Origin of the sequence: Enterobacter sp. ECC-219 (genome assembly GCF_043966805.1) — a bacterium.
GTDB classification, from domain to species: domain Bacteria; phylum Pseudomonadota; class Gammaproteobacteria; order Enterobacterales; family Enterobacteriaceae; genus Enterobacter; species Enterobacter cloacae_N.
Genome location: NZ_CP143680.1, coordinates 291,269 through 313,979 on the forward strand (window position 1 = coordinate 291,269; position 22,711 = coordinate 313,979).

24 protein-coding genes are annotated in these 22,711 nt (G+C 60.2%); 15 read left to right on the forward strand and 9 right to left on the reverse strand.

Annotation, left to right across the window (positions count from 1 at the left end):
• Positions 1-3: 3 nt before the first annotated feature.
• Genes V1603_RS01500 through acpT form a run of 13 tightly spaced genes read left to right on the forward strand, consistent with a single transcriptional unit; the run spans position 4 to position 12,069 of the window.
• Complete coding sequence (locus tag V1603_RS01500) at positions 4-591, forward strand: hypothetical protein (protein WP_395313410.1); 588 nt, start codon at positions 4-6, stop codon at positions 589-591.
• On the forward strand, positions 584-1,945 hold the full coding sequence (locus tag V1603_RS01505) for an AMP-dependent synthetase (RefSeq protein WP_395313411.1): 1,362 nt from the start codon (positions 584-586) through the stop codon (positions 1,943-1,945). The genes V1603_RS01500 and V1603_RS01505 overlap by 8 nt, the downstream gene beginning before the upstream one ends.
• Positions 1,932-2,285, forward strand: coding sequence for a hydroxymyristoyl-ACP dehydratase (locus tag V1603_RS01510; RefSeq protein ID WP_116342747.1), 354 nt, complete (start codon positions 1,932-1,934; stop codon positions 2,283-2,285). Before V1603_RS01505 ends, V1603_RS01510 begins: the two co-directional genes overlap by 14 nt.
• Positions 2,276-3,967, forward strand: a complete 1,692-nt coding sequence (locus tag V1603_RS01515; RefSeq protein ID WP_395313412.1) for a glycosyltransferase — start codon at positions 2,276-2,278, stop codon at positions 3,965-3,967. The genes V1603_RS01510 and V1603_RS01515 overlap by 10 nt, the downstream gene beginning before the upstream one ends.
• 3 nt (positions 3,968-3,970) lie before the next feature.
• Positions 3,971-4,393: a thioesterase family protein gene (locus V1603_RS01520; RefSeq protein ID WP_061096838.1), complete on the forward strand. Its 423-nt coding sequence runs from the start codon at positions 3,971-3,973 to the stop codon at positions 4,391-4,393.
• Positions 4,390-4,995, forward strand: a complete 606-nt coding sequence (locus tag V1603_RS01525; protein ID WP_395313413.1) for an outer membrane lipoprotein carrier protein LolA — start codon at positions 4,390-4,392, stop codon at positions 4,993-4,995. The genes V1603_RS01520 and V1603_RS01525 overlap by 4 nt, the downstream gene beginning before the upstream one ends.
• Positions 4,964-7,288: an MMPL family transporter gene (locus tag V1603_RS01530; RefSeq protein ID WP_395313414.1), complete on the forward strand. Its 2,325-nt coding sequence runs from the start codon at positions 4,964-4,966 to the stop codon at positions 7,286-7,288. The genes V1603_RS01525 and V1603_RS01530 overlap by 32 nt, the downstream gene beginning before the upstream one ends.
• Positions 7,285-7,863 carry a DUF3261 domain-containing protein gene (locus tag V1603_RS01535; protein WP_116342755.1) on the forward strand — a complete coding sequence of 193 codons (579 nt, stop codon included), beginning with the start codon at positions 7,285-7,287 and terminating at the stop codon, positions 7,861-7,863. The genes V1603_RS01530 and V1603_RS01535 overlap by 4 nt, the downstream gene beginning before the upstream one ends.
• A 1-nt stretch (position 7,864) precedes the next feature.
• On the forward strand, positions 7,865-9,034 hold the full coding sequence (locus V1603_RS01540; protein WP_166712548.1) for a beta-ketoacyl-[acyl-carrier-protein] synthase family protein: 1,170 nt from the start codon (positions 7,865-7,867) through the stop codon (positions 9,032-9,034).
• Positions 9,031-9,504, forward strand: a complete 474-nt coding sequence (locus V1603_RS01545) for a 3-hydroxy-fatty acyl-ACP dehydratase (protein WP_233003189.1) — start codon at positions 9,031-9,033, stop codon at positions 9,502-9,504. The genes V1603_RS01540 and V1603_RS01545 overlap by 4 nt, the downstream gene beginning before the upstream one ends.
• Entirely contained in the window at positions 9,501-10,232 is a 732-nt protein-coding gene (locus V1603_RS01550; RefSeq protein WP_395313415.1) for a 3-ketoacyl-ACP reductase FabG2, read from the forward strand. The genes V1603_RS01545 and V1603_RS01550 overlap by 4 nt, the downstream gene beginning before the upstream one ends.
• Positions 10,229-11,458 (forward strand): beta-ketoacyl-ACP synthase, encoded by a 1,230-nt coding sequence (locus V1603_RS01555; protein WP_116342763.1) that lies wholly within the window; start codon positions 10,229-10,231, stop codon positions 11,456-11,458. Before V1603_RS01550 ends, V1603_RS01555 begins: the two co-directional genes overlap by 4 nt.
• A gap of 2 nt (positions 11,459-11,460) precedes the next feature.
• Positions 11,461-12,069 (forward strand): 4'-phosphopantetheinyl transferase AcpT, encoded by a 609-nt coding sequence (acpT, locus tag V1603_RS01560; RefSeq protein WP_116342765.1) that lies wholly within the window; start codon positions 11,461-11,463, stop codon positions 12,067-12,069.
• Here acpT and arnF read toward each other — a convergent pair.
• The 8 genes from arnF to V1603_RS01600 form a co-directional block, all read right to left on the reverse strand.
• The gene (gene arnF / locus V1603_RS01565; protein WP_116342767.1) at positions 12,026-12,406 is read right to left on the reverse strand and encodes a 4-amino-4-deoxy-L-arabinose-phosphoundecaprenol flippase subunit ArnF; all 381 of its coding nucleotides are present in this window, start codon (positions 12,404-12,406) and stop codon (positions 12,026-12,028) included. The two genes, acpT and arnF, sit on opposite strands and share 44 nt — an antisense overlap.
• The gene (gene arnE, locus V1603_RS01570; RefSeq protein ID WP_116342769.1) at positions 12,403-12,738 is read right to left on the reverse strand and encodes a 4-amino-4-deoxy-L-arabinose-phosphoundecaprenol flippase subunit ArnE; all 336 of its coding nucleotides are present in this window, start codon (positions 12,736-12,738) and stop codon (positions 12,403-12,405) included. Before arnE ends, arnF begins: the two co-directional genes overlap by 4 nt.
• The gene (gene arnT, locus V1603_RS01575) at positions 12,738-14,393 is read right to left on the reverse strand and encodes a lipid IV(A) 4-amino-4-deoxy-L-arabinosyltransferase (RefSeq protein WP_116342771.1); all 1,656 of its coding nucleotides are present in this window, start codon (positions 14,391-14,393) and stop codon (positions 12,738-12,740) included. Before arnT ends, arnE begins: the two co-directional genes overlap by 1 nt.
• Entirely contained in the window at positions 14,390-15,292 is a 903-nt protein-coding gene (gene arnD, locus V1603_RS01580) for a 4-deoxy-4-formamido-L-arabinose-phosphoundecaprenol deformylase (RefSeq protein WP_116342773.1), read from the reverse strand. The genes arnT and arnD overlap by 4 nt, the downstream gene beginning before the upstream one ends.
• The gene (gene arnA / locus V1603_RS01585; protein ID WP_192983761.1) at positions 15,289-17,271 is read right to left on the reverse strand and encodes a bifunctional UDP-4-amino-4-deoxy-L-arabinose formyltransferase/UDP-glucuronic acid oxidase ArnA; all 1,983 of its coding nucleotides are present in this window, start codon (positions 17,269-17,271) and stop codon (positions 15,289-15,291) included. Before arnA ends, arnD begins: the two co-directional genes overlap by 4 nt.
• Positions 17,268-18,251 (reverse strand): undecaprenyl-phosphate 4-deoxy-4-formamido-L-arabinose transferase, encoded by a 984-nt coding sequence (arnC, locus tag V1603_RS01590; protein ID WP_116342777.1) that lies wholly within the window; start codon positions 18,249-18,251, stop codon positions 17,268-17,270. Before arnC ends, arnA begins: the two co-directional genes overlap by 4 nt.
• A 1-nt stretch (position 18,252) precedes the next feature.
• The gene (arnB, locus tag V1603_RS01595) at positions 18,253-19,392 is read right to left on the reverse strand and encodes a UDP-4-amino-4-deoxy-L-arabinose aminotransferase (protein ID WP_395313962.1); all 1,140 of its coding nucleotides are present in this window, start codon (positions 19,390-19,392) and stop codon (positions 18,253-18,255) included.
• A gap of 323 nt (positions 19,393-19,715) precedes the next feature.
• Positions 19,716-20,222: a phenolic acid decarboxylase gene (locus V1603_RS01600; RefSeq protein WP_061096823.1), complete on the reverse strand. Its 507-nt coding sequence runs from the start codon at positions 20,220-20,222 to the stop codon at positions 19,716-19,718.
• 99 nt (positions 20,223-20,321) lie between these two features.
• Here V1603_RS01600 and V1603_RS01605 point away from each other — a divergent pair, with 99 nt between their 5' ends.
• Together V1603_RS01605 and V1603_RS01610 are read left to right on the forward strand one after the other, a co-directional pair.
• Positions 20,322-21,203: a LysR family transcriptional regulator gene (locus tag V1603_RS01605; protein WP_302220517.1), complete on the forward strand. Its 882-nt coding sequence runs from the start codon at positions 20,322-20,324 to the stop codon at positions 21,201-21,203.
• A gap of 32 nt (positions 21,204-21,235) precedes the next feature.
• Positions 21,236-22,030, forward strand: coding sequence for an SDR family NAD(P)-dependent oxidoreductase (locus V1603_RS01610; RefSeq protein WP_163330665.1), 795 nt, complete (start codon positions 21,236-21,238; stop codon positions 22,028-22,030).
• Between the two features lie 5 nt (positions 22,031-22,035).
• On the opposite strand, the gene V1603_RS01615 is transcribed toward V1603_RS01610, so the two are convergent.
• Positions 22,036-22,563 (reverse strand): NlpC/P60 family protein, encoded by a 528-nt coding sequence (locus V1603_RS01615; protein ID WP_116342787.1) that lies wholly within the window; start codon positions 22,561-22,563, stop codon positions 22,036-22,038.
• Between the last annotated feature and the right edge of the window lie 148 nt (positions 22,564-22,711).

Consider the following 22,711-nt stretch of genomic DNA (forward strand, 5'->3'; position numbering starts at 1 on the left):
ACCGTGCGTGGTGGACGGACGTTGCCGGTTATCCCCCTTCTGACGGGGCTGATGCTGCTGGCGTGGCCCTTCCTGATTGGATATGGGCTGACGCATAACAGCCTGCCGTGGCTGCTGCCCGTGATGGCACTGCTGTTGCTGCTGCGGCTGCAACAGGCGCGGCGGAACACCGGCCCGATGCGGTATGTGGTGCAGTGCGTGGCGCTGGCGGGCATCGCGCTCTGCGCGGCAAGCTACCTGCTGAAAACCCACCAGTGGCTGCTGTTTTACCCTGTGGTCGTCAATCTTGTGATGCTGGCCGTGTTCGGGGGTTCGCTCTGGACCGCGATGCCGCTGGTCGAACGGCTGGCGCGCCTGCGTGAGCCAAATTTGCCCCCGGAGGGTGTGCGCTATACCTACAAGGTGACCCTCGTCTGGTGCGGTTTTTTCATCGGCAACGGGGCGATGGCGCTGTTTACCGTCCTGCACGGTGACATGCATCTGTGGACGCTGTGGAACGGTATGGTGGCTTACATCCTGATGGGAACGCTGATGGCGACAGAGTGGCTGGTGCGTCAACGGGTGATAAAAAAAGAGATGCACAATGACTAACCCCCTTCCGCTGGGCCAGTGGTTAAACGCGCCCCGCCCTGACGACACGCCCGTCGCCTGGCTTGACGATCGTACCTGGACGCTGGGCCAGCTGCGCCACGACGTGACCCTGCTGGTCGACACCCTGCGTCAGCAGGAAGGCGAGCGCTGGGCGCTGTGCTTTGAAAACAGCTACCTGTTTATCGTTGCGCTGCTGGCCTCGCTGCATGCGGGTAAAACGCCGGTCATTCCCGGCCATAGCCGCATTTCGCTGCTTGAAGAGCAGCAGTCGCTGTTTAGCGGCGTTCTGAGCGACAGGCCCCTCGGTTACCCTGGAAAGCTGATTGTGGTGGCTTCCCGCCATCAGACGATCGCCCACTGGGTGCCCCTGCCGGATATTGCCGAAAGCCGCTTTGTTGAGCTTTTCACCTCCGGCTCCACGGGGACGCCGCGTCGGGTGGTTAAGCACATCGTCAGCCTGGATCGCGAAGCCCGCCTGCTGGCTGACCGCTTCGGCGCGCGTCTGGCTGGCTGTAGCGTTGTCGCCTCCGTCGTACCGCAACACCTGTACGGTCTGACATTCCGCATTGTATTGCCGATGGCGATGGGCCTGCCGCTGCATGCCGCGATGCTCTATTACGCAGAGCAGCTGGCCGCCCTTCATCATGACAGGCATTACCTGTTCATCAGCAGCCCGGCCTTCCTGAAACGCCTGGATACCGAGCTGGCCGCGCCGCCCGTCAGGATGCTGATTTCCGCGGGCGGAATGCTGCCCTGGCGTGACGTCTCCACCACCGCTGGCTGGCTTAACATCTGGCCGGATGAAATTTATGGCAGCACCGAAACCGGGATCCTCGCCTGGCGCCATCGCCAGGAAGATAACCTGCCGTGGCTGCCCTTCCCCGGCGTCAGCTTCCATCAGGAAGAAGAAGCGTGTCGCGTCACGTCGCCACTGATCCATGAGGCTGAAGGACTCCAGCTGGACGATATCCTCCACTTCGACAGCGAGGGGCTGTTCAGCATCGCCGGTCGTCGCGGGCGGGTGGTCAAAATTGAAGAAAAGCGCATCTCGCTTAACGAAATAGAACGCCGCCTGCTGGAGCTCGACGGCGTTTGCGAAGCGGCTGCGCTGCCGGTCACGCGCGGGGGCCGCCAGGGAATCGGCGCCCTGCTGGTGCTGGATGAGGCGGTTCGTCAGCGCTGGTACCTGCAGGATAAAAAAGCGCAGGAGTTCGCCTGGCGTCGCGCTCTGCTGCCGTGGCTTGAACCGGTCGCGGTGCCGCGCTACTGGCGGATTGTGGATGAGATGCCGGTAAACAGTATGAACAAGCGTGTCTATGCGCAGTTAGAGGAGTTATTTCATGAAAATTCATGAAATTGAGCGCCATCAGGCACAGCCGGAGAAGCTGGAGATCGTTTTGCATCTCGACGCGTCTCTGTTCTGGTTTCAGGGCCATTTTGCCGTACAGCCGCTGCTGCCCGGCGTTGCGCAGCTTGACTGGGTCATGCACTACGCCACGACGTTACTGGCGCCGGGCTACCGCTTTCACAGCATTCAAAACGTGAAGTTTCAGGCCCCTCTGCTGCCGGAAACTACGGTAACGCTGGTGCTTGAGTGGCATGCCGAACGTCAGATGTTGACCTTCAGCTACCAGCGTCACGCCGGGGCGGAGCGCCATACCGCCAGCAGCGGGAAAATTCGTCTATGTCAGTGATCTTTCGCCCCTGCGTGCTGATCCCGTGCTACAACCACGGTGCCATGATCGCCAGCGTGCTGTCACGTCTCGCCCCGTTCGGCCTGCCGTGCCTGGTGGTGGATGACGGCAGCGAAGCGATCACCCGTCAGGAGCTCGAACGCCTGGCGGCGGAGCAGCCGCAGATGACGCTGATCCGTCTGGGGCAAAACGCCGGGAAAGGTGCTGCGGTCATCAGGGGGCTGGAGGAGTGCGCTCGCGCGGGCTATACCCACGCCGTGCAGGTGGATGCGGACGGCCAGCACGCCATTGAAGATATCCCCAAACTGCTGGCGCTGGCGGAGCGCCACCCGGATGCGCTGATTTCCGGCCAGCCCATTTACGATGATTCCATTCCGCGCTCGCGGCTCTACGGGCGCTGGGTCACCCACGTCTGGGTATGGATTGAGACCTTATCCCTGCAGCTTAAAGACAGCATGTGCGGCTTTCGGGTCTACCCGGTCTCGCCCACGCTGCGGCTGGCCGCGCGTGAAACGCTCGGTAAACGGATGGACTTTGACACCGAAGTGATGGTCCGTCTCTACTGGCAGGGCAACTCCAGCGTCTTCCTGCCCACCCGTGTGACCTACCCGCAGGACGGGTTATCCCACTTCGACGCGTTAAAAGATAACGTGCGGATCTCCCTGATGCATACCCGGCTGTTCTTCGGCATGCTGCCCCGCATTCCCGACCTGCTCTTCCGTCGACGCGGCCAGCACTGGGCGCAGCAGGACGAGGTCAAGGGGCTATGGGGCATGCGCCTGATGCTGCGCGTCTGGCAGCTGCTGGGGCGGCGGGCCTTTACAGTGCTGCTGTGGCCGGTGATTGGCGTCTACTGGCTTATCGCGCGTCCGGCGCGGCAGGCTTCGCGGCAGTGGATTGCACGCGTGAAGCAGGTGCTGATGCAGCGGGACATGCCTGTTCCCTCACGGCTCAACAGCTTTTTCCATTTCATGCGCTTCGGCAACGCGATGCTGGACAAAGTTGCCAGCTGGCGCGGCGAGCTGAAGTTTAATCGCGACGTGCTCTTTGCCCCCGGCGCGCGCGAAACGCTTAATATCGCGGCGCCGCAGGGCAAGCTGCTGCTGGCCTCGCATCTTGGCGACGTAGAGGCCTGCCGGGCGCTGGCCCAGCTGGACGGCAGCAAAACCATCAATGCCCTGGTCTTCAGCGAAAACGCCCGGCGCTTTAAGCAGATTATGAGCGAAATGGCGCCCCAGGCGGGCGTGAATTTAATGTCGGTCACCGACATCGGCCCGGACACCGCGATTGCCATCAAAGAGAAGCTTGAGCGCGGAGAATGGGTCGCGATTGTGGGCGACCGCATCGCGGTGAATCCGCAGCGTGGCGGCGAGTGGCGCGTGATCTGGAGCCGGTTTATGGGCCAGCCCGCGCCGTTCCCTCAGGGGCCGTTTATCCTGGCCTCGATTCTCCGCTGCCCGGTGGTGCTGATTTTTGCCCTGCGCCAGCAGGGCAAGCTTGTCCTGCACGGCGAACCGTTTGCCGACCCGCTGATCCTGCCGCGCGGGGAACGCCAGCAGGCGCTGCAGGATGCCGTCGATCGCTACGCGCAGCGGCTGGAGCATTACGCCCTGATGTCGCCGCTCGACTGGTTTAATTTTTTCGATTTCTGGCATCTGCCAGAGTCCAGAGAGAAGGAGTAAAGGGTGCTGACCGATCCCCGCTTTACGACTGAAGTCGAGATCACCGTTCCGTTCCACGACGTCGATATGATGGGCGTGGTCTGGCACGGTAACTATTTCCGCTACTTTGAGATCGCCCGCGAGGCGCTGCTCAATCAGTTTGACTATGGCTATCGCCAGATGAAGGCCTCCGGCTACGTCTGGCCCGTCGTCGACACCCGGGTGAAATACCGCGATGCGGTGACCTTTGAGCAGCGTATTCGCGTCCGCGCGCAGATTGAAGAGTATGAAAACCGGCTGCGCATTGCCTATCAAATTTTCGATGCGCAGACCGGCAAGCGCACCACCACCGGGTACACCATCCAGGTGGCGGTGGAAGAAGCCACCCGCGAAATGTGCTTTGTCAGCCCGGCAATACTGTTTGAACGAATGGGAGTAACACCATGAAATGGTTGCCTTTGCTGGCGCTGATCGTCAGCCCGCTGGTCAGTGCCGTGACGCTGGATGAACTGCAGCGGCGGTTTACCGAGCAGCCCGTGGTGCGCGCGCACTTCGAACAGATTCGCACGATAAAAGATATGCCGCAGCCGCTGCGCTCGCAGGGCGAGATGCTGATCGCCCGCGACAGTGGCCTGCTGTGGGATCAAAAAGCGCCGTTTCCGATGACGCTCCTGCTGGACGACAAGCGGATGATTCAGGCGATCAACGGCCAGCCGCCGCAGACTATCACTGCCGACAATAATCCGCAGATGTTCCAGTTCAACCACCTGCTGCGGGCCCTGTTCCAGGCCGACCGCAAGGTGCTGGAAGAGAACTTCCGCATCGATTTTAAAGACCTGGGAGCGGGCCGCTGGTCGTTGGTACTTACGCCAAAAACGACGCCGCTGGACAAGATTTTTGCCTCCCTCGATCTGGGCGGCGCGACCTATCTGGAGACGATTCGCCTGAACGACAAGCAGGGCGACCGTACCGATATCGCTCTTTCAAACCACCAACTGACGCCCGCCAGCCTGACCGATGACGAACGCCAACGCTTTGCCGCACCGTAAATCCCTGCGCCCGGCGCTTCTGTGGGCCGCAGCATGCCTGATCCTGCTGGGCGTGCTGCTGTCACTGCTGCCCGGCGCGCGTCTGAACAGCAGCGTGCTGGCCATGCTGCCGAAGCAGACGCTGGGGGCGATCCCGCCGGCGCTCAACGACGGGTTTATGCAGCGTCTCGACCGCCAGCTGGTCTGGCTGGTCAGCCCCGGCAAAGAGCCCGATCCGCGCGTGGCGCAGCAGTGGCTGACGCTGCTGCAAAACAGTCACTCGCTCAGCGAGGTCAAAGGCCCGATGGACGCCGCCGGGCAGAAAGCCTGGGGAGAGTTCTTCTGGCAGCACCGCAACGGCCTGATCGATCCCGCCACCCGTGCCCGTCTGCAAAACGGCGGAGACGCGCAGGCGCAGTGGATTTTATCCCAGCTCTACTCGGCCTTTTCCGGCGTCAGCGGCAAAGAGCTGCAAAACGATCCGCTGATGCTGATGCGCGGCTCGCAGCTCGCCCTGGCGCAAAACGGCCAGAAGCTGCGGCTGATGGACGGCTGGCTGGTCACGCAAGATGAGGCAGGAAACTACTGGTACCTGCTGCACGGCGAGCTGGCAGGCTCGTCATTTGATATGCAGCAGACCCACCGGCTCGTGACGACGCTTAACGCGCTGCAACAGACGCTGAAAGCGAGTTACCCGCAGGCCCAACTGCTTTCCCGCGGAACCGTGTTCTACAGCGATTACGCCAGCCAGCAGGCCAAACGCGACGTCTCGACGCTGGGTATCGCCACCCTGCTTGGGGTGTTCCTGCTTATCGTCGCGGTGTTCCGCTCTCTGCGCCCGCTGCTGCTGAGCGTGCTCTCCATTGCCATCGGCGCGCTGGCGGGCACGGCGGTGACACTGCTGCTCTTTGGCGAACTGCACCTGATGACGCTGGTGATGAGCATGAGCATCATCGGTATTTCCGCAGACTACACGCTCTACTACCTGACCGAACGGATGGTCCACGGCGCGGAGCTTTCCCCCTGGCAGAGCCTGGCCAAGGTACGCAATGCGCTGCTGCTGGCGCTGCTGACGACCGTCGCCGCCTACCTGATTATGATGCTGGCCCCCTTCCCCGGGATCCGCCAGATGGCGGTGTTCGCCGCCGTGGGGCTGAGCGCCTCCTGCCTGACGGTGATTTTCTGGCATCCGTGGCTGTGCCGGGGTCTGCCGGTGCGCCCGGTTCCCTTTATGGTCCTGATGCTGCACTGGCTGGCCGCCTGGCGACGCAGTAAAAAACTGTCCGTTGGCCTGCCCGTCGCGCTGGCGCTGGTCTCCGCCGCGGGGATGAGCACCCTGAAGGTGGACGACGATATCGCCCAGCTGCAGGCGCTGCCAAAAGATATTCTGGCGCAAGAGAAAGCCATTACCGCCCTGACCGGCCAAAGCGTCGATCAGAAATGGTTTGTGGTGCACGGCGCTTCGCCCCAGCAAACGCTGGAGCGGCTGGAAGCCTTCACCCCGGCGCTGGCCGAGGCGCAAAAAGCGGGCGATCTCACCCGCTGGCGTACCCTGCCGCTGAACTCGCTGGCCCGCCAGAAAAGCGATCTTACGCTGCTGCGCGACGCTGCCCCGGCAGTAACGAACGTGTTGAAAAGCGCCGGGCTCAACGCCGTATCCCCGAATCTGGACGCCATGCCGGTCAGCGTGGACGCGTGGCTTAACAGCCCGGCCAGCGAAGGCTGGCGACTGCTCTGGCTGACCCTGCCCGGCGGGGAAAGCGGCGTGCTGGTGCCGGTGGACGGCGCGAAAAACAGCGCGGCGCTCGGTGAGCTGGCCGCGCGCCATGACGGCGTCGTCTGGGTGGACCGCAAAGCCAGCTTTGACAGCCTCTTTGCCCTCTACCGCACGCTGCTGACGGGGCTACTGTTTGCAGCGCTGGCGGTGATTGCCTGCGGGGCGATGCTGCGCCTCGGCTGGCGTAAGGGGCTGATAAGCCTGGTGCCGTCCGCGCTGTCGCTGAGCTGCGGTCTGGCGGTCCTGGCCGCAACGGGCCACCCGTTAAATCTGTTTTCACTGCTGGCGCTGGTACTGGTGCTCGGCATTGGCATTAACTACACGCTATTTTTCAGCAACCCGCGCGGTACGCCGCTGACCTCGATGCTGGCGATTACCCTGGCGATGATGACCACCTTGCTGACGCTGGGCATGCTCGTCTTCAGCACCACCCAGGCCATCAGCAGCTTTGGTATTGTGCTGGTGAGCGGGATTTTCACCGCCTTCCTGCTGGCTCCGCTGGCAATGCCGGATAAGAAAGAGAGAAAACGTAAATGAACGCTGTTTATCGCGCCGTTGCGCTGGCTGCGGCGCTGCTGCTGGCAGGCTGTAGCCATTCGACCGATACTAAAGAGACCCGGCCTCAGGCCTGGCTCCAGCCGGGCACCAAAGTTACGCTCCCGCCGCCCGGCATCAGCCCGGCGGTAAGCTCCCAGCAGCTGCTGACCGGCAGCTTTAACGGACAAACGCAGTCCCTGCTGGTGATGCTCAACGCGGATGCGCATAAGGTCACGCTGGCCGGGCTCTCTTCCGTTGGGATCCGTCTGTTCCTGGCAACGTACGATGAGAACGGTATTCATACCGAGCAGTCCATCGTCGTGCCGCAGCTGCCGCCAGCCAGCCAGGTGCTGGCCGACGTGATGCTCAGCCACTGGCCGATTAGCGCCTGGCAGCCGCAGTTGCCGAAGGGCTGGACGCTGACGGACAATGGCGATCGGCGCGAGCTGCGTAACGCCAGCGGCAAGCTGGTGACGGAGATTGTCTACCTCCAGCGCAAAGGCAAGCGCGAGCCGATCAGCATCGAGCAACACGTATTCAAATACCACATCACCATTCAATATCTGGGTGACTGAGATGATCTATATATCCGCTGTTGGCATGGTCAACGCGCTGGGCAACTCGCCTGACGAGATTGCCGCGAACCTGACGGCAGGCGTGGCGCCGGGTATGCACGCCCGGGCCGGCTGGTTGCAGGGAGCCCCCGAAGCGGTACTGGGCGCCGTGGAAGGCGAGCTGCCGCCCATCCCGGACAGCTTCTGTGCACACCGCACCCGCAATAACCAGCTGCTGCTGGCCGCACTGGCGCAGATTCAGTCAACCGTTGACGAGGCCATCGCCCGCGTCGGTCGCGACCGCGTGGCCGTTGTGCTGGGAACCAGCACTTCCGGGCTGGATGAAGGCGATGAGCACGTTAGGCGCATGACCGACGGCGAGACCAGCACGCGATGGCAGTACCCGCAGCAGGAGCTGGGCGATCCGTCCCGCTTCCTTGCCAACTGGCTGCAGCTTGAAGGCCCGGCCTATACGATCTCCACCGCCTGCTCCTCCAGCGCGCGGGCGATGATTGGCGGCAAACGCCTGATTGAAGCCGGGCTGGTGGACATCGCCATTGTCGGCGGGGCCGATACCCTGAGCCGGATGCCCGTCAACGGTTTTAACAGCCTTGAATCCTTCTCCCCTACGCTCTGCGAGCCGTTTGGGCGCGACCGCCGGGGGATCACCATCGGTGAAGCAGCGGCGCTGATGGTATTGAGCCGGGAACCTGCGGACGTGGCGCTGCTCGGGACCGGCGAATCCAGCGATGCGTACCATATTTCCGCCCCGCATCCTCAGGGCGAAGGGGCGATAAGGGCTATCACTCAGGCGCTCAACGAAGCGGGCATGCAGCCGGGCGACATCGGCTATATCAACCTGCACGGCACGGCCACGCCGCTCAACGATCAGATTGAATCGCAGGTGGTACACGATCTCTTCGGGGAGAGCGTGCCGTGCAGCTCAACCAAACACCTGACCGGCCACACGCTGGGCGCTGCCGGTATCACCGAAGCGGCACTGAGCTGGCTGATTCTGACGCGCGATCTGCCCTTGCCGCCGCAGGATTTTTCCCGCTATGCCCCGGACGACACGCTCGCGCCGTGCGGCCTGCTGCACCAGCGCGCCGCCCTGAAAAAGCCGGTGATTTTGTCTAACTCGTTCGCGTTTGGCGGCAACAACGCCAGCATTCTGCTGGGGAGAGCGTCATGAGCTATCTATCACCCGAAGCCTATTTGCCGCACGAGGCGCCCATGATGCTGCTGGGGTCCGTTGAGAATGTCACTGACGACACAGCGGTCTGCCGCGTCGCGGTTGACAGGCAAAGTGTGCTGGCGCCGTTTCTCAATGCCGATGGCGACCTGCCGGGCTGGTACGCGCTCGAATTGATGGCGCAGACCGTTGGCGTCTGGTCAGGCTGGCATCGTCAGCAGCAGGGGCAAGAGCATATCGCGCTGGGCATGGTGCTCGGCGCGCGCGAGCTGGTCTGCACCAGTGGGCGTTTCGCCAAAGGCTTAACGCTGGACATTACCGTTAAGCTGCTGATGCAGGACGAACGCTTCGGCAGTTTTGAATGTACGATTTCCGCAGATGAAGAGACGCTGGCCACGGGCCGGGTCAACACCTTCCAGCCGAGTGCAGAAGAATTAACATCGCTTTTTAATCAGGGATCCCACGCATGAGTCGTTCCGTTCTGGTCACAGGGGCCAGCAAAGGCATTGGTCGCGCCATCGCCTGCCAGCTTGCCGCTGACGGGTTCACCGTCGGCGTGCATTACCACCGTGATGCCGCAGGCGCGCAGGAGACGCTGGACGCCATTACGCAGGCGGGCGGCAGCGGTCGTTTACTCTCGTTTGACGTGGGCAACCGCGAACAGTGCCGCGAGGTGCTGGAGCAGGAAATTGAAGCTTATGGCGCATGGTATGGCGTGGTCAGCAATGCCGGAATCGCCCGCGACGGTGCCTTTCCGGCACTGAGTGAAGACGACTGGGACAGCGTGATCCACACCAATCTCGACAGCTTTTATAACGTCATTCACCCCTGCATTATGCCGATGATCGGCACCCGTAAAGGGGGGCGCATTATCACCTTATCGTCCGTGTCCGGCGTGATGGGCAACCGCGGGCAGGTGAACTACAGTGCGGCAAAAGCGGGCATTATCGGCGCCACCAAAGCGCTGGCGATCGAGCTGGCAAAACGCAAAATCACCGTGAACTGCATTGCCCCGGGGCTGATTGATACCGGCATGATTGAGATGGAGGAGGCTGCGCTGAAGGAAGCGATGTCCATCATCCCAATGAAACGTATGGGCCAGGCTGAGGAGGTCGCCGGGCTGGCCAGCTATCTGATGTCGGATATTGCGGGCTACGTCACCCGACAGGTCATTTCCATTAACGGAGGAATGCTATGACGCGTCGCGTGGTGATTACGGGCATGGGCGGCGTGACCGCCTTTGGCGAGAGCTGGCAATCTGTTTCCAGCCGGCTGCTGGCGTATGAAAACGCCGTGCGTAAAATGCCGGAATGGCAGGTGTACGAAGGCCTGCATACCCTGCTGGGCGCGCCGATCGACGATTTCGCGCTGCCGGAACACTATACCCGCAAGCGTATCCGCGCCATGGGCCGGGTGTCGCTGATGTCGACCCGCGCCACCGAGCTGGCGCTGGAGCAGGCGGGGCTGATTGGCGAAGCGGTGCTCACCAACGGGCAAACCGGTATCGCCTACGGCTCTTCGACAGGCAGCACCGGCCCGGTCAGCGAATTCGCGACCATGCTCACCGAAAAGCACACCAATAACATCACCGGGACAACCTATGTCCAGATGATGCCGCACACCACCGCGGTGAATACCGGCCTGTTCTTTGGATTACGCGGCCGCGTCATCCCGACGTCGAGCGCCTGTACCTCCGGCAGCCAGGCGATAGGCTACGCCTGGGAGGCGATTCGCCACGGGTATCAGACCGTTATGGTCGCGGGGGGCGCGGAAGAGCTTTGTCCGTCAGAAGCGGCGGTGTTTGACACGCTGTTTGCCACCAGCCAGCGCAACGACGAACCCAAAACCACCCCGTCGCCGTTTGATACGCAGCGCGATGGTCTGGTGATTGGGGAAGGTGCGGGTACCCTGATACTCGAAGAGCTGGAGCACGCCAGAGCGCGTGGGGCCACGATCTACGGCGAAATTGTAGGCTTTGCCACTAACTGTGACGCGGCCCATATCACCCAGCCGCAGCGCGACACCATGCAGATTTGCATGGAGCAGTCGCTGGCGATGGCGGGATTAAGCGCCCGGGATATGGGGTATATCTCCGCGCACGGTACCGCCACCGACCGCGGCGATATCGCCGAAAGCCAGGCTACTGCCGCCATCTATGGTGACAGCGTGCCGGTTTCCTCGCTGAAGAGCTATTTAGGCCACACGCTGGGGGCCTGCGGCGCGCTGGAAGCATGGATGAGCCTGCAGATGATGCGCGAAGGCTGGTTTGCCCCGACGCTCAATTTAACGCAGCCGGATGAGCAATGCGGGGCTTTAGATTATATTATGGGAGAAGCCCGTCAGATTGACTGCGAGTATCTGCAGAGCAATAACTTCGCGTTTGGCGGCATCAATACCTCGATTATTATTAAACGCTGGGCGTAACTATGTACCGGTTTGTACTGGGAAAAATTTCCACCCTTTGCGCGGACCCGCTGGCGTCAACGCTCGCAGACAGGGCACCTCAGGGTGCACGACATGCCTCCTGGCTGGCAGGCCGGACGCTGCTCGCCAGAACATTATCCCCTCACCCGCTCCCCGACATCATTTACGGCGAGCAGGGGAAACCGGCCTTTGAGAAGGGGAATCCGCTGTGGTTCAACCTGAGCCATAGCGGTGACGATATCGCCTTACTGATGAGCGATGAAGGTGAAGTGGGCTGCGATATCGAAGTGATTCGCCCCCGCAAGAACTGGCAGGCGCTGGCCAACGCCGTTTTCAGCCTGACAGAGCATGACGAGCTGGAGCGTGAAGCGCCTGAGGAACGGCTTTCCGCTTTCTGGCGTATCTGGACGCGAAAAGAAGCGATTGTGAAACAGCGTGGCGGCAGCGCCTGGCAGATTGTCAGCATCGACAGCACGGCCCGGTCGCACGCGGTCAGCCAGCTACAGCTCGGTTCTCTGAGCCTTGCCGTCTGTACTGCAACCCCTTACACCCTGACCACCGAGTCGATTATTCACGTCGGGGCAGGAAAATCACCAGTACACCCAGCATAATAAACCCGACGCCCGCCAGCCCGCGCCAGGAGAAGCCTTCTCCCCAGCCGGGCAGCAGGATCGCCGCGCCCCATACCAGGATATAGCTGAGGCTCAGCAAGGCATAGGCTTTGCTGAGCGCCATGCGATGCAGCGCCAGATACCAGCAGCCCATGGAGGCCACGTATCCCGTCAATCCCAGCAGCAGCGCGCCCGTGCCGGGCGAGACGTGCCACAGCGCAGAGATAAACGTCAGAAGATCGCTGACTGGTGGCAGAGCCTGCATGGCATCGCGCAGCAACAGCTGCGCGGCGCTGACTAACAGCACGCTGCATAACGCCCAGAACGCGCCTTTCACAGGCTTCCTCCCAGCACGATAATCCCAATGATGATGAACCCGACTCCCAGCCAGTGATGCACAGCAACGTGCTCACGCCAGAAGACCTTCGCCGCCAGCGTTACCCAGACAAAATTGAGGCTCAGCATCGGATAAGCGACGCCGACGGGCAGACGCTGCAGCACCACCAGCCAGACCAGCATACCGCCGCCCAGCGCCAGCATTGCCAGGCCAAGCCACAGCGCGATGTGCGCGCCACGCCGCCCGGCCTTCGCCGGACGGGTGGCCTGTTTCTGGCACAGCTGCCCCGCGCAGCTGAGCAGGCTTGCCAGTACGAGCCAGGTCCAGGTCATCACTTCGGCAGATACTCCAGCAGGGCCAGACGCCCCTGGATATAGAGATTGTCCGGCTGCGGTAAATTCGCCTGTGAAAGATCGTCACGCTTTGAGAGCAGCATCACCAGCGACACGCGCCCCTGCTGACGATGCGTTGCCAGCCACTGCGCGAAGTCGTCCTCACTGACAAAACGGTCTTTCACATCGGGATAATCCAGCCCGTAGCGCAGCTCGCCGCTCTGACCAAAGAGCGTGATGTCATTGCGTTTCAGCTCCCACGCCAGGCCCGCGGCCACGCCCACGTTATTGGCCAGCACGAATCGGCTTTCCTGCAGCGGCTCCCGCACGGTATCGACCAGCGACTGGGGCTGTTTGGAGTCCACCACCAGGTTAGGAATGGCAAAACCAATCAGCAGCGCCAGGCCTGCTGGACACAGCGCCGCCAGCCACCAGCGCTGCTGGCTCTGCCGGAACGTAAACCAGCCTACCGCGGCCCAGATGAGGAACGCTACCACCGCACAGAAGACTTTATACAGTTCAACCGACGTCCAGACCGGATGCTTAGCCAGTCCCCACGGCGAAACCACCAGCGCTGCCACCACGCCGATGACGCCAAACGCCAGGTTAATGCCGCCGTTAATGCGTAACGCTCTGGCGCCTTTTTCCGCCGCGAGGCAGGCATAGCGCGCCATCAGGATAGCCAGCGGAGCGAAACAGGGCAGGATATAGGTTGGCAGCTTGCCTTTGGCGATGCTGAAGAACAGCAGCGGCATCACCACCCAACCCAGCAGATAGAACCCTCCGCCCGCGTTTTGTCTGTCATTCCAGCCGAGACGCAGCGCGCCGGGCAGCAGCGCCAGCCACGGCAGGCTGCCGGCGATCAGGAATGGCACGTAGTACCAGAACGGGGCTTTATGCTGTGCGTCGCTCTGGGCAAAACGCTGAATATGCTCAACCCAGAAGAAGTAACGCCAGAAATCAGGCTCACGGTGCGCAATGGCCAGCGCCCACGGCAGAACAATCAGCACGCAGCTGAGGATCGCGAGCCAGCCAAAAATCAGCACCTCTTTCCAGCGCTTCCGGGCGATGACCCACGGAAGCACGCCAATCACCGGAACGGCCAGTGCCAGGAAGCCTTTGGTCATCACCCCCATTCCGCAGGCCAGCCCAAGTAGCACATAGCCACCCGCTTTTCCGGCCACGGTTTGAGCCTGCGACGCCAGCCAGAAGCTGCACATCGCCGCCACCAGCCACAGGGTGATAATAGGATCCAGAACCGCATACGTGCCGATGCCGTACACCAGAAACAGGGTCAGGAAGATAAGGCCGGAGAATATGGCTGTCCGCTTATCCCGCCAGAGCCGCCATGCCATCCAGATAACCAGCAGCGCCGCGAGCCCCGTGGAGAAGATCGACCCGGCGCGTACGGCAAAGTTCGTGTGCCCGAACAGCCATTGCCCGATACTGTTGATCCAGTAGCCGGCAATCGGCTTTTCAAAGTAACGCAGCCCCAGAAAATGCGGGACAACCCAGTCACCCGATGCCAGCATTTCGCGGCTGATTTCCGCATAGCGCGTTTCATCGGGCTGCCACAGCAGACGGATATCGACCGGAATGAGGTAGTAAACGATAAACAGTGCGAGAAGCGCTACGCCATAACGGGCTGTTTTCATGGGACCGGACTCACGATTTGTTGATAGCCAAGCCAGCCTTCCCGGCCAGCCAGTTCACTACGGACCACTTTGCCCACGGGCAGGGTGCTGAGGTCGTCCGGCAGCAGCTCGCTCAACGGGCAGAATTCGATGCCCTCCTGAGCGGCCATCGTCAGCAGCGCATCGAAATCATGCTGATACGCAATCCCTTCCACTTCGGCATGGATGGTATACACCGGCGTACCGGCGTCTCGATGGATGCGGTCCAGTATATAGCGATTAAATTCTTCCGCTTTCACCTCGCGCCCCACCACCTCATCCCACGTAGGAAGCGTGACCGGAATTTGCACGGTACCGTAGCGATTTTCGCCTAACAGCGGCAAAAATGGCCCGGTTCCGCGGCAGTCGCTGTTGTAGCGAAACGCGAAATGCTCTTTGGCTTTGACCACCCGCTGGTCGGCACGCCATCCCGCCACGGCGGAGCAGCGTACGGGCTGACCAATGATGGCCTCAAGCTCCAGCATTCCACGTTCGACCTCACGGGACAGGCGTGAGATATCCCAGACGCCTGCCCAGGCCTGCCAGGCATGGTGATCCCAGGCATGCAGGCCAATTTCATGATGCTGCGCCGCCTCGCGAATCACCGCTTCATTACCCGCGCCGATGCGTCTGCCGGGCCAGGCGGTGCCGGCCAGCAAAATATCCCAGCCGTAGAGGGATGCCGCGCGCGAGCGCAGCATTTTGAACAGAAATGCCGGTTTAACCAGACGCCATAAGTGGCGTCCCATGTTGTCAGGCCCCACGCTGAAGAAAATGCTGGCACGCACACCGTGCCTGCTCAGCAGTTCCAGCAGTCCGGGCACGCCGTCACGCGTTCCCCTGAAGGTGTCGACATCAATGCGTAAACCGACTTTTTTCATGAGGCCTGTTCCGACAGCTCCACGGTGCGCAGGAAGAAGTCGAGCGTCTCATCAATGGTCTGCTCCATCTTCACCGTCGGCGTCCAGTTCAGGCAGCGCTTCGCGTTGCGGATGCTTGGTTTACGGTGCTCGACGTCCTGGTAGCCCTTACCATAGTAGCTGCTGCTTTCCACTTCGCGGAAACCGGCAAACGGCGGGAAGCGATCGCGCAGCGGGTGGCGCTCAAAGCTGGCCAGCAGCATCTCTGCCAGCTCGCGAATGCTCGCCTCGTTTTCAGGGTTACCGATGTTGATGATCTCACCGTTGCAGCGGTTATCTTTGTTTTCGATGATGCGGAACAGGGCTTCGATACCGTCGCTGATATCCGTAAAGCAGCGTTTCTGGCTCCCCCCTTCAATCAGCTTGATAGGCGAGCCTTCCACCAGGTTCAGGATCAGCTGGGTGATCGCGCGGGAGCTGCCGATACGCGCCGCGTTCAGGTTATCCAGACGCGGCCCCATCCAGTTGAACGGACGGAACAAGGTAAAGCGCAGGCCCTCTTTCTCGCCGTAGGCCCAAATCACGCGGTCAAGCAGCTGTTTGGAGACAGAGTAGATCCAGCGCTGTTTGTTGATCGGCCCCACCACGAGGCTGGAAGTGTCTTCATCGAAGTTTTTGTCGGTACACATGCCGTACACTTCAGAGGTGGACGGGAAGATGATGCGCTTGTCGTATTTCACGCAGTCGCGGATGATCTTCAGGTTCTCCTCGAAGTCCAGCTCGAACACGCGCAGCGGGTTACGGGTGTACTCGATTGGCGTGGCAATGGCGACCAGCGGCAGCACCACGTCGCATTTTTTAATGTGGTATTCGATCCACTCGGAGTGGATGCTGATATCCCCTTCAACGAAGTGGAAGCGGGGGTTGTTGAGGAAACGGCTGATGGCGTCAGAGCCTATATCCAGACCGTAAATCTCGTAGTTATCATCCCTGAGCAGACGTTCGGTCAGGTGGTTACCGATGAACCCGTTCACGCCGAGGATCAGCACGCGGGTGCGGCGCTTGATGGCAACCACCGGCGCGCTGGTGATCAGCGCCCCGGCCACCAGCCCCAGAGACTGCGCCAGCTGCGTGCCCTGAACGTACAGGCCGTTGTCGGTCTGACCGGTGACGATCTCCAGCGCCTGCTCGCCGCAGCTCACCACCAGCGGAGAGACGGAGACGACGGTGCCCGGTTTAGCCGCCGGGATGTCGTCACGTACGCGGGATTTCCAGACGATAAATTTGCTTACGCCCGCAAAGCTGTACGCGCCCGGCCACGGGTCGGTCACGGCGCGCACCAGGTTATGCAGCTGGCGGGCGGGTTTGTTCCAGTCCAGGCGACCATCTTCCGGCGTGCGGCGGCCAAAGCAGCTGGCCTTGCTTTCGTCCTGCCCGGTCTCGCTGAAGGTGCCGTTGAGGATGGCTGGCAGCGCGTCACGCAGCAGGCTTTGCGCCGCGGTGCAGAGTTTCTGATGCAGCTCAAGCGCCGTTTCATCCGCGTCGATTGCCACGCGCTGCTGGGCGACGATGGCCCCGGCATCCGCGCGGTGCACCATGCGGTGCAGCGTCACGCCGGTTTCGGTTTCACCGTTGACCAGCACCCAGTTCAGCGGCGCGCGGCCACGGTAGGCGGGCAGCAGAGAGCCGTGAAGGTTAAAGGCCCCTTTGGCGGCTAAACCTAAGATCTCGTCGCAGATCAGGTTGCGATAGTAGAACGAGAAGATGACATCCGGGGCGAGCGCGCGGATGCGATCCACCCACAGCGGGTGGTTGACGTCGTCCGGGGCATAAACCGGAATACCACGCTCGGCGGCGATACGCGCCACGGAGCCGAAGAAGTGGTTCTCTCCCGCCGCGTCCGGATGGGTAAAGATTGCAGCAATGTCATAGCCCGCTTCCAGCAGGGCCAGCGTGCCCGCGCACCCCATATCGTGATAGGCAAATACAACGGCTTTCATGGGTGGGTTTCCTCTTGAGATGCTTTGTGTTCCTGACGGACAACACGTTGAATAAAGTAGCGCGGACGTGCGCGAACATCGTTGTAGATACGGCCAATGTATTCACCGAGCAGGCCCATTCCGACGAACTGGGCGCCGATGAACATAAACAGCACGGCAAAGAGCATGAAGACCCCTTCCGCCGCCCACTGCGGGCCAAAGACCAGGCGCAGCACCACCAGCAGGACGGACAGCGTAAACCCGGCCAGGGCGATGATGCTGCCGAACACGCTCAGCAGGCGCAGCGGCGTGGTGGTCAGGCAGGTGACGAGGTCGTACATCAGGTTGATGAGACGCATAAAGCTGTACTTCGATTCCCCGTGCTCGCGCTCAGCGTGCAGGACCGGAATTTCCGTTGCCTTGCGGGCAAAGGTGTTGGCGAGGATCGGAATAAAGGTGCTGCGCTCATGGCAGTGAAGCATGGCGTCGACAATATGGCGGCGGTAGGCGCGCAGCATGCAGCCGTAATCGCCCATCGCTTTACCGGTGGTGCGCTGAATAAGACGGTTGATGGTTCGCGAGGCCAGCTTACGGAAAAGGCTGTCCTGACGGTTCTGACGCACCGTGCCAACCACGTCATAGCCTTCATCAGCTTTCGCCACCAGACGCGGGATCTCCTCCGGCGGGTTTTGCAGATCCGCATCCAGAGTGATGATCAGATCGCCCGTCACGTGGCTGAACCCGGCCATAATGGCGGAGTGCTGGCCGTAGTTACGGTTGAGCAGCACGGCAACAATATGGCTGCCTTCGGCCTGGGCGGCTTCGGTCAGCATCAGCGCGGAATCATCACTGCTGCCGTCATCCACCAGCAGAATTTCATAGGCTTTGCCCAGCGTGTCGCAGGCGGCCGTGGTGCGGCGGATCAGCTCGGGCAGGCTCTCCTGCTCGTTATAAACAGGGATGACCACCGAAACTTTTTGTACAGGCGGTGCGCTGAACATATCAATTTCCTGCAAGCTGATGGAGCGCGGTAATGACGCGGGTTGTGTCGTCATGAGTCATGTCCGGGAAAAGAGGGAGAGAACAAATACGCGCGCTGTTCCATTCCGAATTCGGAAGCGATACATCAGGAAAGCGCTCGCGATAGTATTTTTGCGTATGCGCCGCTCGGAAGTGGAGGCCTGTGCCGATGCCTTTCTCCTTCAGCGCCGCCATCAGGCCGTCGCGTGAGATCCCGCAGCGCGCTTCATCAACGCGAATAATAAACAGATGCCAGGCGTGTACGTGCGGCCATGACGGAATGGTGAGCGGCTGGAACGGCGTATCGGCAAGTTCGCGCAGGTAGCGTTGCGCGATTTCCTCACGGCGTTTATTGGCCTCTTTCAGCTTGCCCAGCTGCACCAGCGCCAGCGCGGCGTTGATATCCGCCAGGTTGTATTTATACCCCGGCGCGATCACTTCCGCCTGCGGCGCACGGCCGTGCGTCTGGCGGTCATAGGCATCGACGCCCAGACCGTGGAATTTCAGGCTGCGGATCCGCTGTGCCAGCCGGGCATTATCCGTGACGACTAAACCGCCTTCCGCACAGGTCATGTTTTTGATGGCGTGGAAGGAAAAAATCGCCGTGCCTTTCCAGCCCACGTGACGGTTCTTGTAGTACGTTCCGGCGGCATGGGCCGCGTCTTCAATCACCGGAATACCGTGACGCTCGCCGACGGCATGAATGGCGTCGATATCACACGGCGCGCCGGCATAATGCACCGGAATAATCGCTTTGGTACGCGGGGTAATGGCGGCTTCAACCGCTTCCGGCGTGACCATCAATGTCTCTTTGTCCACATCGATCATGACCGGCGTGGCGCCCAGCAACACGATCATATTCAGCGTGGAGACCCAGGTCTGAGAGGGGGTAATGACCTCATCGCCCGGACCAATATCCAGCGCCATCAGCGTGACGTGCATGCCCGCCGTCGCCGAACAGACGGCAATCGCGTGCTGGTTCCCCGTCAGCTGACAAAATGCCGCTTCAAGTTCCTGATTTTTAGGCCCGGTGGTGATCCAGCCGGAGGTTAAAACCTCCTGCAACGCCGCTAATTCCTCATTACCCATCGACGGGCGGGAAAAAGGCAAAAAATCACTCATCATTAATTTCCTTGCAATAAGAATGGCACGCGCTTGATATTAACCAATTGCCTGTTCGTTTATTTCAACGAACCATAAACTCATATCAAGGTATCGTTCATTTCTTAGGGAAAAATTAAGATGCGTATTCCAGACGTAACAAAAACACCATCATTTCATTTATAAACAGTCACTTATATAATTATGAATTATTTATTTCGTGATCCAACTCAATTTTTACAAAATGTTATTTTAAACCAGACATCAACAAACAAAAAAAATCCCGGCTATTTCTTAAAAAGAAGAAATAACCGGGAACTTTTCTTTTTAGTTAATTGTCGCGCTTATTTTAAGTTATCGGGAAAGTTTTCCGGTAACTCGCTGGCCGCACAGGCAATCACGCTTTCATCATTGGCACCACAGTCGCGTACAAAGGTGATTGTTGCGAATTCATCAATCACTTCCGTTGGATAGGTCGGGCCAGCGTCGCGATAGCTGTTCATCAGCGGAATATGATCGTTCTGGAAGCAGACGGTTTTTTCCGGGTTATTCATGACCCAACGTGGGAAGAAGATGGTGCCGTGGAACAGTCGGTCACCCAGGTTCGCAATCAGGCTGACGTCGGTGCCGGTTGGCTCGGTCCAGGAAATTTTATAGATGCTTTCACCGACGCGAACGATATACACCCGCTGATCTTTCACCCAGCGATTACCCACCAGACCGCTGTGAATACGGTAGTCGATGGTGTTTTCATTTTTGATGTAAATTTCGTAATTCCAGCCGTTATCGTAGGTATATACCAGATGTTTACCAACGAAGCCGCTTAAGTCGTGTTTGTCGAATGTGTTCATAAGATGTCTCCTTCGTTTTGATGAGACGATCTTAAACCTTCAAAAAATGAATGAATAACGCTATGTTTTAATCAAATTCATCCAAAATTTAGATACGTTATGCACAAGACGACGCTGGAGCAGTGGGCTTTACTGGAAAAAGTGGTGGACGCGGGCAGCTTTGCCAAAGCCGCGGAAGAAACCCACCGCAGCCAGTCATCGGTGAGCTATAACCTGTCGCTGCTGCAGGAGCGGCTGGGCGTGGCGCTGCTGGCGCCAGAGGGGCGCCGGGCAGTATTAACCCCGGCCGGAGAACTGCTTCTCAGCCAGGTGAAACCGCTGCTAAAAGCGTTTTCGTACGTCGAGACGCGCGCGGCGACCCTTCGTAACGGGATGCGCACGCGGTTGGATCTGGTGGTGGACTCCATTTTCCCCCGCCGCCGCCTGTTCGCCATTCTGCGCCAGTTCCAGCAACAGTATCCGCAAACTCAGGTCCGCCTCACGGAGGTGCTTGAAAATACCCGCACCGATGTCATGAACAACGAGGCCGATGTGATGGTCTTAACCCGCCGCCAGGACATTACCGGGCTCGGCGAATGGCTGATGAATATCGACTTTGTCGCCGTCGCGCATCACCAGCATCCCCTCTTTAGCCTCGACGCGCCGCTGAATGATGAGATGCTGCGCCCGTGGCCGCTTATCCAGATAGCGGACAGCCAGAACGCCGCGCGGGCTGCGGGCGAGTCGTGGACATTCTCGACCGTTGATGCCGCCATAGAGGCGGTCGTCTCTCAGGTCGGCTACGGCTGGCTGCCCGAAGAGCGCGTTCAGCCCCAGCTGGAGCAAGGCGTGCTAAAAATTCTCCCGCTGAGCCACGGCGTTCGTCGGGCCACGCCGCTGCATCTGATCGTGAAACGCACCCTCGCCCCACTGGATGAGCAGGTCGAGACGCTGCTGCGTCTTTTTAGCCAGGAGCCGTCACCATCACCTGCTACGCTTTAAGGTCCGAACGTTAAAACGATAAGGAGCTGATGATGAAAATCGACTTTGCGGGGAAAGTGGCCCTGGTCACCGCCTCAACCGGCGGGATCGGGTTCGCCATTGCCAGAGGCCTGGCGGAAAGTGGCGCGGAAGTGATCGTTAATGGCCGCAGCACCGACTCGGTGAACAAGGGTATTCAGCAGCTGCAGCAGGTTGTGCCCGGCGTGCAGGTGCGTGCCGCCATTGCCGATCTCAGCACCGCGGAAGGGGTTGAATCCCTGCTGAAGGTCGCGAGCGACGTCGATATTCTGGTGAACAACGCCGGAATTTACGGCCCGCAGGATTTCTATGGCACCGACGATGAAACCTGGGAACGCTACTGGCAGACCAACGTGATGTCCGGCGTACGCCTCTCCCGCGCCCTGCTGCCGGGCATGGTGAAAAAAGGCTGGGGCCGCGTGGTGTTTATCTCCTCCGAGTCGGCCTGCAATATCCCGGCAGATATGATCCACTACGGGGTGACCAAAACGGCCCAGCTCTCGCTGGCGCGCGGGCTGGCGAAGTTCGTGGCGGGAAGCGGCGTGACGGTGAACAGCGTGCTGCCGGGCCCGACGATGTCGGACGGTTTCGCTGAAATGATGAAAGATGAGATCGAGAAAACAGGCAAATCGCTGGAGCAACTGGCGAAGGAGTTTGTGATGGCCAACCGCCCCAGCTCGGTTATCCAGCGCGCCGCCACGGTTGAAGAGGTGGCGAATATGGTGATTTATGTCTGTTCGACGCAGGCCTCCGCCACCTCGGGCGCGGCATTGCGCGTCGACGGTGGCGTTGTTGATGACATTATTTAATATCGTCAGGCCGCGCTGCCCGCGACACGACGGGCAGTAATATAACGATCCTGCCAGTAGCCATCAGTCAGGGTTGAAACCGTTACGCCCTGGCTGCTGGAGGCATGAATAAACTGGCTGTTACCAATATAAACACCGACGTGCTTGCGGTTCGGGCCCGTCTGGAAGAAGACTAAATCTCCCGCCTTCAGACGGTATTGCTCCACCTGCACACCGCGATGGATCTGCTCGCTCGTCGTGCGCGGTAAGTGAAGATTCGCCGCATCGCTGAACAGATGCTGCATGAGCGCGGAGCAATCCACCCCGCGGTGCGTGGTGCCGCCCCACTGATAGTGGGTCCCTTTCCATTTCTGGTATTGATCCAGAATCCGGGAGCGGAGTGGGCCCGTCTCCTGGTGAAGCAGGGCCGACTTCACCGGCGATTCCGCAAAGCCACTCTTCACCGAGATCATGGAGGTGGGCAGCTGAAAACTCAGTGCGGAAAACGAAGCAAAACTTAACGTGAGGATTGAAATAAGCGATCTGAATGTCATATCTGAACAGGAGCTAAGAGTGAATTTTTCCTTACCTGTGGGGGCCAACGTTCCCCCTAAATATCTTTCGATGTGGCGATAATATAGACAGCTCATTTTTTCACCAATCATTATTGAGGCCAAAATTGGACTCACTTTCAGATCGCAA